The 16,802-nt window shown below is 73.3% G+C and carries 15 protein-coding genes and 1 tRNA gene; 7 read left to right on the top strand and 9 right to left on the bottom strand.

The window, feature by feature from the left end; translation table 11 throughout:
- The coding region (locus ABZ951_RS20410) for a hypothetical protein (RefSeq protein ID WP_361280400.1) at nucleotides 1–676 on the bottom strand (676 nt) is incomplete at its 3' end.
- A gap of 222 nt (nucleotides 677–898) precedes the next feature.
- Here ABZ951_RS20410 and ABZ951_RS20405 point away from each other — a divergent pair.
- On the top strand, nucleotides 899–1,399 hold the full coding sequence (locus tag ABZ951_RS20405) for an ATP-binding protein (protein WP_344084781.1): 501 nt from the start codon (nucleotides 899–901) through the stop codon (nucleotides 1,397–1,399).
- A gap of 37 nt (nucleotides 1,400–1,436) precedes the next feature.
- Here ABZ951_RS20405 and ABZ951_RS20400 read toward each other — a convergent pair whose 3' ends face one another.
- Together ABZ951_RS20400 and ABZ951_RS20395 are read right to left on the bottom strand one after the other, a co-directional pair.
- Entirely contained in the window at nucleotides 1,437–1,772 is a 336-nt protein-coding gene (locus tag ABZ951_RS20400) for a DUF5994 family protein (protein ID WP_344084778.1), read from the bottom strand.
- Nucleotides 1,773–1,897: 125 nt separating this feature from the next.
- A complete protein-coding gene (locus ABZ951_RS20395) occupies nucleotides 1,898–2,173 on the bottom strand; it encodes a hypothetical protein (RefSeq protein ID WP_344084775.1) in 276 nt (91 codons plus the stop codon).
- Nucleotides 2,174–2,483: 310 nt separating this feature from the next.
- Between ABZ951_RS20395 and ABZ951_RS20390 the strand changes: the two genes are divergently transcribed.
- Nucleotides 2,484–3,248, top strand: coding sequence for an SDR family oxidoreductase (locus ABZ951_RS20390; RefSeq protein WP_344084772.1), 765 nt, complete (start codon nucleotides 2,484–2,486; stop codon nucleotides 3,246–3,248).
- A gap of 67 nt (nucleotides 3,249–3,315) precedes the next feature.
- Here the strand turns inward: ABZ951_RS20390 and ABZ951_RS20385 are convergent, their stop codons facing one another.
- Nucleotides 3,316–4,773 (bottom strand): aminopeptidase P family protein, encoded by a 1,458-nt coding sequence (locus tag ABZ951_RS20385; RefSeq protein ID WP_344084769.1) that lies wholly within the window; start codon nucleotides 4,771–4,773, stop codon nucleotides 3,316–3,318.
- Nucleotides 4,774–4,896: 123 nt separating this feature from the next.
- The gene (locus ABZ951_RS20380) at nucleotides 4,897–6,534 is read right to left on the bottom strand and encodes a SpoIIE family protein phosphatase (RefSeq protein WP_344084766.1); all 1,638 of its coding nucleotides are present in this window, start codon (nucleotides 6,532–6,534) and stop codon (nucleotides 4,897–4,899) included.
- 867 nt (nucleotides 6,535–7,401) lie between these two features.
- Here ABZ951_RS20380 and ABZ951_RS20375 point away from each other — a divergent pair.
- Nucleotides 7,402–8,139 carry a bifunctional DNA primase/polymerase gene (locus tag ABZ951_RS20375; RefSeq protein ID WP_361280397.1) on the top strand — a complete coding sequence of 246 codons (738 nt, stop codon included), beginning with the start codon at nucleotides 7,402–7,404 and terminating at the stop codon, nucleotides 8,137–8,139.
- 359 nt (nucleotides 8,140–8,498) lie between these two features.
- Complete coding sequence (locus ABZ951_RS20370; RefSeq protein ID WP_361280395.1) at nucleotides 8,499–9,155, top strand: hypothetical protein; 657 nt, start codon at nucleotides 8,499–8,501, stop codon at nucleotides 9,153–9,155.
- 379 nt (nucleotides 9,156–9,534) lie between these two features.
- Here the strand turns inward: ABZ951_RS20370 and ABZ951_RS20365 are convergent, their stop codons facing one another.
- The 3 genes from ABZ951_RS20365 to ABZ951_RS20355 all read right to left on the bottom strand — a co-directional run bounded on the left by ABZ951_RS20365 (nucleotide 9,535) and on the right by ABZ951_RS20355 (nucleotide 12,815).
- Nucleotides 9,535–10,503: a DUF5926 family protein gene (locus ABZ951_RS20365; RefSeq protein WP_344098193.1), complete on the bottom strand. Its 969-nt coding sequence runs from the start codon at nucleotides 10,501–10,503 to the stop codon at nucleotides 9,535–9,537.
- A 796-nt stretch (nucleotides 10,504–11,299) separates the two neighbouring features.
- A complete protein-coding gene (locus ABZ951_RS20360) occupies nucleotides 11,300–11,773 on the bottom strand; it encodes an ATP-binding protein (RefSeq protein WP_344096719.1) in 474 nt (157 codons plus the stop codon).
- A gap of 181 nt (nucleotides 11,774–11,954) precedes the next feature.
- A complete protein-coding gene (locus ABZ951_RS20355; RefSeq protein WP_344096717.1) occupies nucleotides 11,955–12,815 on the bottom strand; it encodes a glycerophosphodiester phosphodiesterase in 861 nt (286 codons plus the stop codon).
- A gap of 255 nt (nucleotides 12,816–13,070) precedes the next feature.
- Here ABZ951_RS20355 and ABZ951_RS20350 point away from each other — a divergent pair, with 255 nt between their 5' ends.
- Entirely contained in the window at nucleotides 13,071–14,819 is a 1,749-nt protein-coding gene (locus ABZ951_RS20350) for a trypsin-like peptidase domain-containing protein (RefSeq protein ID WP_361280392.1), read from the top strand.
- An 84-nt stretch (nucleotides 14,820–14,903) separates the two neighbouring features.
- Here ABZ951_RS20350 and ABZ951_RS20345 read toward each other — a convergent pair whose 3' ends face one another.
- Complete coding sequence (locus tag ABZ951_RS20345) at nucleotides 14,904–15,668, bottom strand: MOSC N-terminal beta barrel domain-containing protein (RefSeq protein WP_344096713.1); 765 nt, start codon at nucleotides 15,666–15,668, stop codon at nucleotides 14,904–14,906.
- Nucleotides 15,669–15,960: 292 nt separating this feature from the next.
- Here ABZ951_RS20345 and ABZ951_RS20340 point away from each other — a divergent pair.
- Both ABZ951_RS20340 and ABZ951_RS20335 read left to right on the top strand, forming a co-directional pair.
- Nucleotides 15,961–16,047 (top strand) — tRNA-Ser (locus ABZ951_RS20340).
- Between the two features lie 96 nt (nucleotides 16,048–16,143).
- Nucleotides 16,144–16,665, top strand: coding sequence for a DUF3515 domain-containing protein (locus ABZ951_RS20335; RefSeq protein WP_344096711.1), 522 nt, complete (start codon nucleotides 16,144–16,146; stop codon nucleotides 16,663–16,665).
- Nucleotides 16,666–16,802: the final 137 nt, after the last annotated feature.

Here is a 16,802-nt window from a genome sequence, read left to right as displayed (position 1 = left end):
GGGCGGCGAGGGCCCGGACGAGGGTGAGGGCGGCGCGCAGCGCCCGGACGGACGCGACCTCCGCGAGCCCGCGCGCCGAGCGCTCCGACAGCCCTGCCGCCCGCCACAGCGCCGCCTCGCCCCGCCGCAGCAGCCAGCCCGCGGCCAGGGCCGCGAGCAGGTGGCCGAGCAGCATCGGCAGCGAGGGCGGCAGGAGGTGCGCGAGCGCGGCGAAGCCCCCGGAGGCCGGGGGCGCGGGGGTGGGCGCGGCCGTCTGCAAGGGGTGGACGGCCGGGTCGAGCCCGGCGTCCGTGATCACGCGGCGGGCCTGCGCCGCGGACATGGCGTGCGGCTGGTTGCAGATCAGCTTGGCGGCGAAGGTGATCACCTGTCCTTCGGTGCCCGCCTGCCGGGTGGCCGTCCCGGCGGTCAGCTGGCCCAGTCCGAAGAGCGCGTGCAGCGCGAGCTGCCCGACGGCCAGCCCGGCCGCGATGCCCGGCAGCGAGCGCTCCCGCCCGGCCAGCGGCGCGGCCACCGCGAAGACGACCGCGAAGCCGGCGCCCAGCGTCCACAGCGGGACGGTCGCGCACGAGGCCAGCATGTGCCCACCCGCGGACAGCAGAACACAGACCGCGGTGAACACCGCGGCCCGGAGCAGTCGCAGATCGGCGCCGGCGCGCACGACGGGGTCAGACATGGCTGCGCCATCATCCCACCGGGCTTACCCCTCCCCTACGGCAGGGGGCGCCCGAACTCCGCCCATGGGGGGCGCACCGGCGCACGCTCGGATACCTCCATACACCGATGCACCCATCCGTCGCATCGTCCGAATGAGCGGTCTCCCGCACGGGGGACGCTTACGGGCCACCGGCGCTGGCTATACGTATCGGTATGTCGAGCCGCGGCCAGGAGGCTGAGCATGAGCATTTGGTGGTCACTCCAATTGCGGCGCGAGGCCGCGAGCGTTCCGCTCGCCCGGCGGTTGCTGGTGGGCACGATGGACACGGCCGGGGTCGACCCGGACATCTCGTATGACTTGTCGGTGGCCCTGAGCGAGGCGTGCGCCAATGCCGTCGAGCACGGCGGGGACGGGTCGACGGGTTATCTGGTCACGGCGTTCATCGACGGGGACACCTGCCGGATCGAGGTGACGGACTCCGGCCCGGGCTTTCCCGAGCAGCCCCGCCGCCACGACCCCCGGCGGCGGCGCTCACCGCGCCCCCACTCCCCGGCGCGCCCCCAGCACCGCGCCCCGCAGTCGCCGGCCCCGGACCATGAGGAACATGGCCGGGGCCTTTTCCTTATCGAGTCCCTGACCGACCACGTCCGGGTCCGCAACCGCCCGGGCCGCCAGGGCGCGGTGGTCAGCTTCGACAAGGTCCTGAAGTGGAGAGAGGGCGCGCTGCTCAAGGCGTCGTAGCGCCGGCCGGCGGAGCCGGAGGCCGGGAGGAAGCGGGTCAGGCCGTGCCCGGTGGCACGACCGTCAGGTCGCAGCGGCCGATGCCGGGGGAGACCAGGCAGATCGTGCGCCGGTGGCCTTCCCGGCCGGAGCGGTTCACGCGCACCGTGCTGTTGTCGTGCAGCAGGTGGGGCGGGCCCGCGAGCCACATGTCGCTGTCCGCGGTCACGTGCGTGACCCGGCCCCAGCGGGCCGCCAGCACGGTGAGCAGGGCGGGGAGTTCCGCGGCGAGGTCGCGGGTGCGGGGCCACCACACGCCGTCGATCCGGCGGGGGCCGCCCGCGGGCGGCAGGAGTGCCAGCCGGACCGGGGGTGTCCGAACGGTGCTGGTCATCAGTCGTGAGCCTGTCTCCGGGCGGACGGACCGCCCGGCGTCGCCGATACGTTGCCGCCCGGGGCGTGGTCGCCCCGGGCCTCGTCGCCGACCGGGGACAGGGGCGCGGCGGGTCGTGCGGGTGGTCAGGTCCGGGGGCCGTGGAGGCGGACGGGCCGGTGCCTGGTGCGCGAGTGGCCGTGGGTGGCGCCGCGGTGGGCCGGGGCGGGCGTCTGCCCGGGGGTTTTCGGGGGCAGCCAGGGCTGCTGGGCCCGGTGGTTGCGGCCGAGCGCTCCCGGCAGGAACCGACTGTAGTGGAAGGCCGCGATGCGTTCGTCGTGCTGGCCGTTGAGCGCGTGGATCACCAGGGCTCCCAGCGCTACCAGCGCGAGAAGGACGACCACGGTGGTGAGGGTCTGCATGGCGGTGAACCCATCCCGGACCCGCGTCGCGGGCCCGGTGTCTTGGATCGCCGGGAGCGACAGCGGCTCGGAAGCCGTTGTGCGAAGTGCTCTCGGTATGTCCAGCCTACTCCCCGAAGACCCCGCCCGGGCCTGGCCGGAGCCCGGGATTTACCGCCCGGGACCCCGGGGACGGGGGCCGTCGCGGAGACCGGCGCGGATCAACACCGACACCGCGCACCGCCCCCGTGTGGGCCTCATCCGCGAGCGCGCCCGGATATGCCCTCATAACGTGGCAATACCGGCAGTCACCCGTCTCCAGGAGAGCCTCATGCCCACGCCCGCCGCCCACACCCTCAAGGACAAGGTCGTCGTCATCGCAGGCGCCTCCAGGAACCTCGGCGGCCTCGTCGCCCGGCAGGTCGCGGCGGACGGCGCGAACGTCGTCGTCCACTTCAACAGCCCGTCGTCGAAGGAGGGCGCGCAGCAGACCGCGGAAGCGGTCAAGGCCGCGGGCGGCGAGGCGGTCGTCCACGAGGCCGACCTCACGAACGTGGTGGAGGTCGAGGGGCTCTTCGACGTCGCCGTGGCCGCTTTCGGCAAGGTCGACTGCATGGTCAACACCGCCGGCATGGTGATCAAGAAGCCGATGACGGAGGTGACGGAGGAGGAGTTCGACAAGATGTTCGCCGTCAACTCCAAGGCGGCGTTCTTCATGATGCGCGAGGCCGCGAAGCGGCTGGAGGACGACGGGAAGATCATCACCGTCGTGACCTCGCTGCTCGCGGCCTACACCGGCCTGTACTCGGTGTACGCGGGCAGCAAGTCCCCGGTCGAGCACTACACCCGGGCCCTGTCGAAGGAGCTGTTCGGGCGGCGCATCTCCGTCAACAACATCGCGCCGGGACCGATGGACACCGGCTTCTTCTACCCGGCCGAGGACGACGACTCGATCGCGTACCACAAGTCCTCGGCCATGAACGGGGAGCTGACGAAGATCGAGGACATCGCGCCCTACGTGAAGTTCCTTCTCACGGACGGCTGGTGGCTCAACGGCCAGACCGTCTTCGTCAACGGCGGCTACACCACCCGCTAGGCGCGGAACGCGGCCGGCCGCGGCCCCCGGCAAGGGGACGCGGCCGGCGCGCGGGTACCGCGGGGCGTCAGCCCTTCAGGGCCGCCATCCACGCCTCGACGTCCGCCGACGTGCGCGGCAGCGCCGCGGAGAGGTTCCGGTTGCCGTCCTCGGTGACGAGGATGTCGTCCTCGATCCGGACGCCGATGCCCCGGTACTCCTCGGGCACGGTCGTGTCGTCGGCCTGGAAGTACAGGCCGGGCTCGACGGTCAGCACCATGCCGGGCTCCAGGACGCCGTCCACGTACGCCTCCGTCCGGGCGACCGCGCAGTCGTGCACGTCCAGGCCGAGCATGTGGCCGGTGCCGTGCAGGGTCCAGCGGCGCTGGAGGCCGAGCTCCAGGACGCGCTCGACCGGGCCCTCGACCAGGCCCCACGCGACGAGCTTCTCGGCGAGGACGCGCTGCGAGGCGTCGTGGAAGTCCCGGAACTTGGCGCCGGGCCGGACGGCCGCGATGCCGGCCTCCTGGGCCTCGTACACGGCGTCGTAGATCTTGCGCTGGAGGTCGGTGTACGTGCCGTTGATCGGCAGCGTGCGGGTGACGTCCGCGGTGTAGAGGCTGTGCGTCTCCACGCCGGCGTCCAGGAGCAGCAGCTCGCCGGAGCGGACCGGGCCGTCGTTGCGCACCCAGTGCAGGGTGGTGGCGTGCGGGCCGGCGGCGCAGATGGAGCCGTAGCCGATGTCGTTGCCCTCGACGCGGGCACGCAGGAAGAACGTGCCCTCGATGTAGCGCTCCGAGGTGGCCTCGGCCTTGTCGAGGACCTTCACGACGTCTTCGAAGCCGCGGACGGTGGAGTCGACGGCCTTCTGCAGCTCGCCGATCTCGAACGCGTCCTTCACGAGCCGCTGCTCGCTGATGAAGACGCGCAGCTCCTCGTCGCGCTCGGCAGTGACCTTGTCGGTCAGGGCCGCCTCCAGGCCGGCGTCGTGGCCGCGCACGGCGCGGACCGGGCCGGTGGCCGCGGCCAGGGCGCCGGCGAGCTCGCGCACGTCCGCGCAGGGCAGGCCGTACAGCCGCTCGGCTTCGGTGAGGCTGTGCCGGCGGCCGACCCACAGCTCGCCCATGCCGTCGAGCCAGAACTCGCCGTTCTCGCGGTTGGAGCGCGGCAGGAGGTACAGCGTCGCGTCGTGGCCCTCGGGCCCGGTGGGCTCCAGGACGAGGACGCCGTCCTGGGTCTGGTCACCGGTGAGGTAGACGTACTCGGTGGAGGCGCGGAAGGCGTACTCGGTGTCGTTCGAGCGCGTCTTCAGGTTGCCCGCGGGGACGACCAGCCGCTCGCCGGGGAAGCGGGCGGAGAGGTCGGCGCGGCGGCGGGCGGTCTCGGCGGCCTGGGCGATGGGCTGCAGGTCGCGCAGCTCGGTGTCGGCCCAGCCCGACTTCATGCTGGCGGCAAGCTCGTCGGAGACGGCCGGGTAGAGGCCGTTCTTCCGCTGCTTGATCGGCTCGTCACCTTCGGGGTTCTCGGGCGCGGGCTGCTCGGTCACTGTTTCCTCCTCGGACGGGGCCGCTTTCCATCGTATGTGCGAGGAAATGTGCGGGAGAAGGCTGTGACCGCAGGAGGTGGGCCGAAACAAGATCGGTCAGGACCGGAGGCGTGGCGGTGGAGGTCAGTCGAAGCGGGCGGCGAGCAGGACGACGTCCTCGGGGCTGTCGGTGCCGGTGGGGCTCTCGGAGTCGTCCGGCAGCACGGTCCGCAGGATGTGCTCCACGACGGCGTCGGGGTCGTGCCGGGCGGCCCGGGGGACGCTCGCCGCCGCGGCGTGCAGCCGGGCGAAGGCCCGGTCCATGGTGTCGCCGGTGCGGTGCAACAGCCCGTCGCTGTAGAACAGGAGCGTTTCGCCGGGCGCGGGTTCGATCTCGATGCTGGGCGCCTCCCAGCACGCGAGCATGCCCAGCGGAGCGGACAGCGACGTCTCCACGTACGCGACCCGGTGCTCGCCGATGATCAGTGGGGGGCAGTGCCCCGCGCCCGCCAGGACGACCTTCCGTTCGGCCGGGTCCCAGTAGGCGAAGACCGCGGTGGCGGAGCGGGCCGGCTCGGTCAGCCGCAGCAGCAGTTCGAGGTCGGACAGGACCGCGACCGGATCCTCGCCTTCCATGACGGCGTACGCCCGGAGGGAGGCCCGCAGCCGGCCCGTCGCGGCGACCGCGCCGGGCCCGGAGCCGGTGACTCCGCCCACGGTGAGCCCCAGCGCGCCCTCGGGCAGCGGCAGCGCGTCGTACCAGTCGCCGCCGCCCCGCGGCCCGGTGCGGTGCCGGACGGCCAGCCGGACCCCCGCGATCCGGGGCAGTCGGCTGGGCAGCAGCTCCTCGTGGAGGGTGGCCGCGGTCTCCCGGGCCTCCGCGAGGGCGAGGTGACGGGCGAGGTGCTCGGTGGCGTAGTCGCGGTAGAGGCCGGCGAGGTGCCGCTGGCGGCCGGTGGGTTCGGCGGGCTCGTCGTAGAGCCAGACGGCCGCGCCGAGCCGTCCGGCGGCCTCGGACTCCAGCGGCACGGCGTAGCTCGCGCCGTAGCCGAGGCGGGCGGCGACCTCGCGGTGGCGGGGGTGGAGGTTCTCGTCGGCGGCGATGTCGGGGTGGGCGGCGCCGGCGCGGGAGCCCGCGGGGGGCAGGTCGTCGAAGAGCCGCCCGCAGGCGTCGTAGGCGGCGGGCGGGCCGGTGGTGCCGGCCGGGAGCGGCCCGTGCGGGATGGTCTCCAGGTGGCCGAGGTCGGCCTGGCCGAGGCCGAGCCCGACGGTGGTGCGGCGGTCGCGGCCGGGGCCGTGGGCGGGCTGGAGGGTGACGAGGCCGCGGCGGGCGCCGACGAGGGCCGCTCCGGCGCGCAGCAGCTCGCGCAGGGCGCTGTCCAGGGTGTCGGTGCGGGCGAGGCGCTCGGTCAGCTCCTGGAGCGCGGTGAGGTCGCAGATCCAGCCCGCGAGGTGGTCCTGCACGACGGCGTGGGGCGCGGGGCGGGGGCTGCGGGCCGGGGCGGGTGCCCCGCATGGCCCGGCGGTCGCGGGGCAGGAGGCGGAGCTGGACGGCCCCGCCCCTCCGGGGGATCCCGCGGGGGACGCGCCCCCGGGGCCGTGCGGGGAGCGGGCGGAATCACCAGGTCCGGCGGGACCGGCGCATTCGCCGGTGCCGGGGGATCCGGCGGAGTCGGTGGGGGAGGCGGCTTCGTCCTCGGCGGAGGCGGGGGGAGGAGTGTGGGAGGGAGCGGACAGCGGAGGGTTGATTCCGGCCACTTTCGGCAGATGGGGTGTAGTCATGGCCTGCTGCCCGGGGCGGGCCGCTCGGCGGCGCGGGGGAATGCGGTCCTCGGCAGCCCGCTCGGCGCCCTGTCGAACCCTCTTGACCAGCTGGTTAGCCAGTGCCTTTTCGTCAATAGCATCGCAAACCCCCTGTCGTGTTGCGCGCTATCAGTGCTCCACATGTACACGCCTGGGTAAGGCGATGTCCAGCATTGGACCGGTGGGATTGGTGGTGTCTATGGGGTTTCAAAGTTGGCCGGAAAATGGTCCGGCGGCCCGGGATTCACGATCGACTGACGTCGCTCGACAGCGCGTCATATCCACCTCGGTGGGTACGTACTCGGAGAAGGGCAGGGGCAGTTGGGGCCGCCCCGGAACCCGGTGGAGGGCCCGAGCGTCTTACACCGGCAACAGCCGCGCCCATCCCCCGAGGGCGTGGGGCGACCCGTGCCGCAGGGCGAGGGGCGTTCAGGTTCGGCACAAAGCGCCATACGCGCGCCACCCCCCGCCATGTTTCACGCTCGGCCCGTGGCGTGATGCGCTGCGTTGTACATGCAGTGACATTGGAACCACGTGGTGTGCCGGCTTCATAAGAGCCACGGCGTGTTGTGCGGCGTGCCACGCAGGGTCGTAGTGCCATGGAGTGAAGGCGCAGCCCGGCGCGATGCATTCGGAATGCGCAGTTCAGTTCCGTTCGGCCCTGTGCAGTCCAGCAGTCCCGTTCAGCCCGTACGGCCCGTGCCATCCCGTTCAGCCCTGTTCGGTCCCGTTCAATCCGCGCAGTGCCGTGCAGTTCCCTGCACAGCCCTGCCCCTGTAGTGCGAAAAGACCCTTGTCTCCGGCAAGGGCTCCAACTTCGGCGTTAACGGAAAGGAACGAGCGCTCATGCGCGAGATCCTCGGAAGGCGACGCAAGCTCTCGCTCCGGCGGAGCGGCAGGTCCGCAGTACTGACGGCGGCCCTGGCCTACGCCACGGAGTGGCAATGGCCCGTGGTCCCCGGCGTGGGGCTGCTGGCCGGTGACGGCCGCGAGCCCGACTGCGCCTGCCCGCACCCCGACTGCGCGGCCCCCGGCGGCCACCCCTTCGACCCGGGGCTGCTGGCCGCGACGACGGACGCCCGGATGGTCCGGTGGTGGTGGACCCAGCGCCCCGACGCCCCGGTGGTGCTCGCCACGGGCGGGCGTGCGCCGTGCGCGGTGAGCCTGCCGGCGGTGGCCGGCGCACGCGCCCTGGCGTCCTTCGACCGCGCGGGCGTGCGCCTGGGTCCCGTGGTGGCCACCCCCACCCGGTGGGCCCTGCTGGTGGCCCCGTACTCCCTCGCCGTCCTCGGCGAGCTGCTCCACAGCCAGGACTGGGTGCCCGGCTCGCTGCGCTTCCACGGGGAGGGCGGCTACGTGGCCCTGCCGCCGTCGCCCACGGGGGCCGGCCGGGTGCGCTGGGAACGCGCGCCGCAGCCGCCGGCCCCGGCGCCGGCCGCCGGGAGCGCCCGCACGGTCCGGGCGCTCCGGGCCCGCGCGGCCGAGCCCGCGCCGCCCTGGCTGCCGGACATCTCCACGCTCGTCGACGTCCTCGTCGAGGAGAGCGCGGGCACGCCGGGGGGCGGCAGCAAGCTCGCGTACTGACGCGGCAGAGCGGCCGCAGGGGCCCCTGGGGGCCTCGGGAGGTTCCCGGCGAGGTCCGGGACCGCAGGAGGAGCGGCGACCCCTTCAGGGGGGAGCCTGTGCGGGGACGAGAGAGCGCGTACGGACGGGAGACGCACGCGCTCTCACTCGTACGGGTGTAGCCGCTCCGGGAACTGCGGGAAACGGCCGCGCGGCCGCCGTGCGGGAGGGGTTCCGCCCGCTATGTTCGGCTGCGGGCCTGTGCCGGATTCCGTGCCGGGCGCCGCCGGTTTCTGCGGGGTGTCGGCGGGTGTCCCTTTGGCCGTCCCCGCGGTCCGGCTTTCGCGGCGAGTGCAGGTGGTCCCCATGAAGCGTGCGTCATGAAGCGTGCGTCCGGTGTGCCGAGTGCGGCGCAGCAGCGCGCGGCGAATCTCAGGATGGTCGCGCTCGCGAGCGCGGTGGCTCTCGCCATCGTGCTGCCGCTGGCGGTGGCCACGGCGGGTCCCACCGGGCTGATGCGGCCGGAAAAGGCCCAGGGGAAGCCCCGCGGGGCGGTCGGCGAGCGGCCGGGGGCCGCCGCGGCGCTCCCCGACGAGCCGGGCGCCTCGCCCTCGCCGGCCCGCGCCGCGGACCCCGGACCCCGCCGCTCCGTGCGGTGCGGCCCCGAACTGACCTCGCCCGAGGGCGTGGAGGCCCAGACGTGCGTCCTGGAGCAGGGCACCGACACCTGGGCCCGGACGTACTACCGCAACGCCACGGGCGGCCCTGTGACGGCCGTGCTGACCCTGATGGGCCCCGACGGGCGGACGGTCGAGGTGCACTGCCGGACGGACGCCTCCGACGAGCCCGGCGGGTGCGAGACCCCGCGCGAGCGGACGACCCGTGCGCCGGAGCACGGCCGGGAGCGTGCCCAAGGGCGTGCGCCGGTTGGTGAGGGCGGCCAGGAGGCGTACACGGCGGTCGCGGAGATCGCGTCGCCCGAAGGGGATCTGCTGCTCAGGTCCGGGAGCAACTCACCGGGGGACCGGGCCGATTAGGCGCCGCCCGCGGACCGGGGGCCGGGGGATCGGCCGTACGGGTCCGGGCATGGAAGCGCCCGGTCGCTGGCGACGGGGGATGCACCAGCGACCGGGCTCCTAGAACGGTAACAAGAGATCGGCCGTTCGCAAATTCGATCGCGGATTTCCGGACGCGTATTTCCGGGCTGACAGCGGGAGTTGTGACAGGAGTCACGTAATTGACGCCCGCTCCACCCCCGGAATCAGCGGCTCCGACCGGTTGCGTGCCCGGCCAACGGGGGATCCGGCAGGCTTCCTGCCGGTTCCGTGTCAGCTTTCTGCCGAATTCATGTCCGGTCCGCGTCGTCCGGTCGGCACTTCGCTGCCGTTCTCGCCTGCCGTGCGGGCCGATCGGGCTTCAGTTCAAGGTGACCTGACGGCTGGTGAGGCCGCCGCGGGCGCGCCGCTCCTCCGCCGTCAGGGGTGTCTCGTTCGCGAGGGCCGCGGCCAGCCGCTCCGCGAACGCGGCGGCCGGCTTCTCGACGTCCTCCGCGCGCATCGCGCTCGGGAGGTCCCAGACGGGCACGGTCAGACCGTGCGCGCGGAACGAGCCGACGAGGCGCGTCCCCTCGCCGAGCGAGGTCTCACCGGTGACGTGCAGCCGGGCGAGGGCGTCCAGAAGCTTCTCCTCCGGGTGCAGCATGACCCAGCGGAGGTGGTTCTTCTCCGGCGTCTCGCACCAGTAGGCGGCGTCCACGCCGGAGAGCCGGACGGTCGGGATCGCGGCGGCGTTGGCTCGATCCAGCGAGGCGGCGACCTCCCCGGTGGCGCTGTCGGCGTTCTCGACCCAGAACTCGAATCCGGTGTGCACGGCCGGCTCGAAGGGGCTCGCGGGGTCGAGCAGGTCCTGCAGGCGCGGCCCGTCGGCGTCGGCGCGCCCGGCGGTGACCGGGCTGCCGGGCTCGGCCGCCAGGGCACGCCGGAGGGTGTCGGCGAGGTCGCGGCTGAGGTCGCCGGACGCGGTGTCGTTCTGCAGGCCCAGCAGCACGGCGCCGTTGTCGCGGCGCAGCGCGGGCCAGGCCATGGGCAGCACGGTGGCCAGCGTCACGGACGGCACGCCGTCGGGCAGCCCGCCCTTGAGCGTCAGCTCGACGGTCGCGGCGGGGACGAGCTCGCGCAGCGCGACCCAGTCGGCCTCACCGGGCAGCCCCTCGAACGGCCGCTGCACGAGCTCGACGGCGCTGTGCGCGGCTTCGCGCCCGTGGCACGCCTTGTACCGCCGCCCCGAACCACAGGGGCAGGGCTCCCGTGCACCGACGACGGGAACGGCCCCGTCGACGGCCTTGGGCGTGGCGGCCTTGGTCTGGGGGCGGCGCTTCTTGGCCATGGCGTGCGTGTCTCCCGGTCGGTGCAGGTACAGATGCGTATGGGCTGATGCCTGCGCGAGCCTAGCGGTCACGGGGGGCGGGGGCGTGGGGGCGCGGGGTAGGGGTGTGGCGGGGGTTGCGGCGGCCGCCGGGACCGGGTTGCGGTTCGCGACGGTGACGGCGCTAGGAGGCCGTGCTGTTTGCCGGCGTGGTGGCGGGGTGGGGGCTGCGGGGGTCGGGGCTCTCGGCGGGGCGGCCTTGGCGCTGGCCGCGCAGGCCCGGCGGCGAAGCGTTGCTGCCTGTCGGCGTGGGGGGCGCCGACGCGCAACACCTCGCGGATCGGGCCGACGTGGCTCGCCGCGTGCCGGGCGGCGTCGGCGGTGGTGCGGGGCCGCTGCCGTGCGTCAGGGCGGCCGTTGGATCCGTCGGCAGTCGCGGGCGCGGCGGGCTGACATCGCCGGTGACCTCGGTCCGCCGGGTCGGCGGGAGCCTGTGCCGTGGCCAGGGCTTGAAGGGCCGGGCCGGGGTCGGGGTCGGGGTCGCTGACCGTCTCGCGTCGGGTGCGCCCGGTTGGGCGGTAGTTGTCACGCCCGGCCGGAGGCCACCGCCGCTCAAGGCAGTGATCAGCGGGAACACCGGGAAGGCCAAGGCCGGGAAGGCTGAACGCCGGAAAGGCCGATGGCGGGGGTGCCGGCCCGTCGTCGCGCGCGGGGCGCGCCTCGGGCTGGGGCCCACCGGCCGTGCCGGGTGACAGATGCGCCAGGTGACGGACGCGCCGGGCTCGCACGCCCGTGGTCTACGCGCGTCGCGCCCCCGTCATGCCAGCTCGTCGATATCGATGAACGCCATGTCGGGAACGAGATCCATCCGCGTGGCGAAGCCGCCCCGCGCCGAGAGTACGGCCCATACGGTCACTTCGCCGCGGGCATCCCGGACGCCCCAGTCCTGGGAGAGGGCGTTGATGATGTTCAGGCCGCGGCCGCCGCGCGCGGTCACCGAGGGAGTGGCCGGAAGGGGCCGGGTGGGGCCTCCGCCGTCCGTGACCTCGACCGTGAGCCGACCGTGTTTGTCCACTCTCCAAGCGACACGTATCCCCCCGTCCTTTTCCGCGTCTCTGTCGCCGTTCTCCGGGCTCAGCGGGCGTCCGTGCCGGTACGCGTTGCTGAGCAGCTCCGAAAGAATCAGTACGGCGTCGTCGATGACTGAATCCGATACCCCGCTGATGCGCAGATCCTCACGCATCCGGTGTCTTGCCTGGCCCACCGCGCTCGGACCATGGGGTACGGCCATGATCGACGACGTGGGCACCTCCTGTGCCACCACCAACGCCACCCCCGAGACCTCCTTTGCCCCACGTCAGGGGATGGATGCCCCAATGGCCTGGACCGGAAACCGGCCATCCGCGAGACGGCGAGGCACTCGGACCAGTCGAACACACACCGAACGCGCCGGTGCACTCCATGTAATGGCGCTACCGCCGACCGAGTTGGGAAAGCACCTGCTTGGGCCGGTTTGTGATCACCGCGTCCACGCCGGCCCGCGCGCACAATTCGACGTCGGCCGGATCGTTCACCGTCCAGACGTGCACCTGGTTCCCGGCGCGGTGCAGCCGCTCCACGTAGCCGGGGTCCTTCCTGATGATCCGGATGCTCGGCCCGGCGATCCCCACGCCCGCGGGCAGCCGGCCGTCCCGGTGCCTCGGTGAGAGGAACTGCATCAGGTAGACGGTGGGGACGGCGGGCGCCCCCGCCTGGACGCGGTGCAGGGAGCGGGCGGAGAAGCTCATGACGCGCACGGCCGGGGGCTCGCCCGTGGGCGGCTTGGTGAGGCCGAAGCGGTCGAGCAGCGTGAGCAGTCGGTCCTCGACCTGCCCCGCCCAGCGGGTCGGGTGCTTGGTCTCGATGGCCAGCTCCACGCGGCGCCCGGCGTCGGCGACGAGCTCCAGGAGCCGTTCCAGGGTGAGGACGGCGGTGGCGTCGAGGTCGGGGGCCTCCCGGTCGGTCGCCTCGCCCTTCCAGGAGCCGAAGTCGAGGGCGGCGAGGTCGGCCAGTTCGAGCGAGGAGACGGCGCCTCGGCCGTTGGACGTGCGGTTGACGCGGCGGTCGTGGACGCACACGAGGTGGCCGTCGGCCGTGAGGCGTACGTCGCACTCCAGGGCGTCGGCGCCGTCCTCGATGGCCTTGCGGTAGGCGGTCAGCGTGTGTTCGGGGGCGTCCTCGGAGGCTCCGCGGTGGGCGACGACGGACAGCGGGTGGGCCCCGGGGGCGATGTCCCGGGCCGAGTGCGCATAGGTCACCGCGTTATGGTGCCACCGCCCGGCACCGTCACGCATGCGGTCCTCTTTGCTATGGATGTGATGGATTCATCGTGGACGTTCCCCGGGGGCCCGGGCCGGGGCGGCAGGGCACAGCCTCCGCTTACGGTGGTCTGACGTGACATGGGAAAAGCTGGCGACGGAACCATCCATGACGTGGGCGCGTAGGACATGTACACGTAAGACGTGTGCGAGGCGCGAGCACGCAGGCGTGGCCCGACGTCGCGACGAGACTGATGTGCACCTGGTGGTGCACGTGATGAGGAGAGAGCTGTGAGCACCGAGAACGAGGGCGCCGCCGTTCCGTCTGCGGCCGCCGAGTCGGAGCGCCCCGTTCCCGCCGCGCCGCCGGTGCCGAGCGCTCCGCCGGAGCCGGTGGACGCGGCGCCGGCCGCGGAGCCGTCTGCGGCTCCCGCTCCCACGGCGGAGGAGGCCCCCCAGCGGGCACAGCAGCCCCAGCAGACGGCCACTCCGGAGCCTGCCCATGCCCCGGAGCCTGCCCATGCCCCACAGGCCGCTCAGGCTTCGGAGCCCGCCCATGCCCCGGAGCCCGCTCAGGCCCCGCAGGCCGCACAGCCCCAGCAGCCCTCCCAGCCCCCGGCTGACGCGACGGCGCAGCTGCCGGTCACGGCCCCCGCCCCGCAGGCAGCACAGCCCCCCCAGGCCGCACAGCCCCCGCAGTCCCCGTACGCCCAGCCCGGAATGCAGCAGCAGTCCCAGCAGCCCCAGCCCCCGCAGGGCGCCTGGTACGGCGCGGCCACCCCGGATCCCCAGCACCAGCCCTACGGCGGAGCCCCCGGCGCCGGCCCCGTCTACCCGGGCGGCCCCGGCGCCCCCGCCGGTCCGGCCGGCCCCTGGGGCGCCCCCACCCTCCCGCAGCCCCCGGCCCGCAAGCGCGGCGGCGGCCTCGTCGCGGCCGTCCTCGTCGCGGCCCTGGTCGCGGGCGGTGTCGGCGGCGGCATCGGCTACTGGACGGCGCACCGCGCCGACGGCGACAGCTCGACGACCGTCTCCTCGTCCGGCGACCCGAAGCTGGAGAGCCGCGCCCCCGGTTCCGTCTCGGACATCGCGAACAAGGCGCTGCCGAGCGTCGTCACGATCGAGGCCCAGAGCGGCGGGGGTGAGGGCGGCACGGGCACCGGCTTCGTCTACGACAAGCAGGGCCACATCCTCACCAACAACCACGTGGTCGCCTCCGCGGCCCAGGGCGGCGGCAAGCTCACGGCGACGTTCTCCAACGGCAAGCAGTACGACGCCGAGGTGGTGGGCCGCGCGCAGGGCTACGACGTCGCCGTCATCAAGCTGAAGAACCCTTCCGGCGCCACCCTGAACCCGATCCCGCTCGGCAACTCCGACCGCACGGCCGTGGGTGACGCCACGATCGCGATCGGCGCGCCCTTCGGCCTGTCGGGCACGGTCACCACGGGCATCGTCAGCGCCAAGAAGCGCCCGGTGGCTTCCAGCGACGGCGGGGGCGCGGGCAACGCCTCGTTCATGAGCGCGCTCCAGACCGACGCGTCGATCAACCCGGGCAACTCCGGCGGCCCGCTGCTGAACGCCCAGGGCGCCGTCATCGGCATCAACTCCGCCATCCAGTCCGCGAACAACGGCGGCGGGCTCGGTGGCGCCCAGCAGCAGGCCGGCAGCATCGGTCTGGGCTTCGCGATCCCGATCAACCAGGCGAAGAACGTCGCCGACGAGCTGATCAAGACGGGGAAGCCGGTCTACCCGGTCATCTCCGCGATAGTGAACATGAAGGAGGTCGGCTCGGGCGCCAAGATCTCCCCGTCGGGCGACGGCGGCTCGCCGGCCGTCACCCCCGGCGGCCCGGCCGACAAGGCGGGTCTGAAGCCGGGCGACGTGATCACCAAGATCGACGACACGGCGGTCGACAGCGGCCCCACGCTGATCAGCGAGATCTGGACGCACCGCCCCGGCGACAAGGTCAAGGTCACCTACACGCGTGACGGCAAGCAGGCCACCACGGAGGTTGTCCTGGGCGAGCGCAAGGGCGACAAGTAAGGCGTGAAGCCTGATGCGTGAAAGGGGCGGCCGGAGAACCTCCGGTCGCCCCTTTCACGTCTGCCTGCCTCAGATCCGCCGGGCTCAGGCCACGACCGGGTCTCCGACGAGGAGCCGCGCCGTGCCCTCGGGGTGGACGAGGGCCCCGAGGACGTTCTTGCGGTGGCGGGCCAGCACGCGGTGGATCTCCCGGTCGGCGGGCAGGCCGCGCTGCTCCCGGGTGGTCATGGCGCACCGCGGCGTCGGCTTGCGGACCCAGGCGGTCGCGTCGCCGATCCGGATCGTCCGGCCCGTCCACGACTCCTCGGGGTAACCATGGCCGACCGTCCGTACGACGATGTTCGGGCGGAAGCGGCGGACGTCCCAGTCGCCGTCCGGGTGGAGCAGGCGGGCGGCGCGCAGGCTGGACGTGGTGAGCACGTGCAGGGTCGACTTGGTGTCGAAGAACAGACCGGGCTGGGTCGAGAGGTCCTTGGCGAGGCTCTCGTCCTCGGGGTCGGGTTTCTCGAACACCGCACTCATACCGGCGACCGGTTGCACCAACTCCGCTTTGCGGTCCAGCCAGTCGCTGAGCCGGGTGGTCAGCTCCGGGTCGTCGACGGAGAGTTCGGCCTGCCCGGGCAGGGTGACGAGCACCCCCTCGCTCGGGCAGGTGCGTGCCGTGGCGAGCAGCAGCCGGGGTTCCTTCTTCGCGGAGAGGAGCTTCCCGGCGGTGACGTCGAACACCGCCCGGGTGCGGTCGCCGGCGATGCCGTGTTCGCTCAGCTCGGCGACCGTTATCCGCTCGCCCCCCATGGACTTGACGGGGTAACGCCACATCTGCGCGACAGTGCCCGCGCTGCCAGGCATCGGCCTGCCCTTCCATGCTGATCACGGTGCCGCCCGGGGGTAGCGGCACCGTGGGTCTCGGTGAGGGAAACATACCGTACGGTCTGCTTTCTCTCCACCCCCCCTGGCCCGGCAAATCCTCGCCGCTCACCGCCCCGGCCCCCGACCCGCCCCGAAGGCCGGAGCACGCCCGAAGGAGGCGCCCTTCCCTGCCGCCGGGCCCCGGGACCGTCCCATCTCTTGATCACCGCTGCACGGCGGATTCGTCCACCCGGTAGGCTGTTCCCGCGCTGCCGCAGGTGCGACGGCGCGGGGAGAGTTGCCCGAGCGGCCTAAGGGAACGGTCTTGAAAACCGTCGTGGCAGCGATGTCACCGTGGGTTCAAATCCCACACTCTCCGCCGTGTGGCCGTCCGGCCAGGTTGTGAAGGGGTGCCCCGGGTCGGGGTGCCCCTTTCGCATGGGCCTCGGCTCCGGCCGGGTGGAGGGGGGTTTGTGTGGGCCGGGTCAGCGACCGCGTCGTGCTGAGTGCCTCGCGTCGGCTCGCCGTACTCCTGCTGTTCGCTGCCGTCGGCTGTTCGGGCGGTGGTGGGGCGGAGAGTGCCGGGCCCGTTCCCGCCCCGCAGGGGAAGCAGGCCGAGCACTGCCGGGCTCTGCACCGGGCGTTGCCCGGCACGGTGGGCGGGCTGAAGCGGCGGGCCGTCGGGCCCGATTCGGAATTCACCGCCTTCTGGGGGAGCCCTGCCATTGCGCTGCGCTGCGGGGTCCGGCGGCCCCTGGTCGTCACCGAGGGGCATGACGGATACCGGCCGTGGACGCCCACCTGGGAGTTCCGCGGCGTCGAGTGGATGCCCGAGGGGCAGCCCGGTGGGGACGTCCGTCTCACCACGTCGAAGCGGGAAGCGTGGGTCGAGGTGACGGTCCCGAAGAAATACACCGGGGGCGACGGGGAATTCGGCGCGCTCGACGTGCTTTCCGACGCGGTCCGGAAGACTATTCCGTTCGGCTACATCGGCTGATCCGGTGAGCCGGCGCCGTCACCCACTGGTTTCGCTCGCGGAGACTGCGGTATTCCGCAGCCCCATATCCGGGTCAGGGGCGGTTATCGCGGTAGGGGCAGGGGAAGTTCTCCCTACTCGCTCGCGGGAAGGAAATG

This window comes from Streptomyces sp. NPDC046215, from assembly GCF_040646215.1.
GTDB lineage: Bacteria > Actinomycetota > Actinomycetes > Streptomycetales > Streptomycetaceae > Streptomyces > Streptomyces stramineus.
Note: the sequence above shows the minus strand (reverse complement) of the source record. Positions and strands in the feature narration are given on the sequence as shown.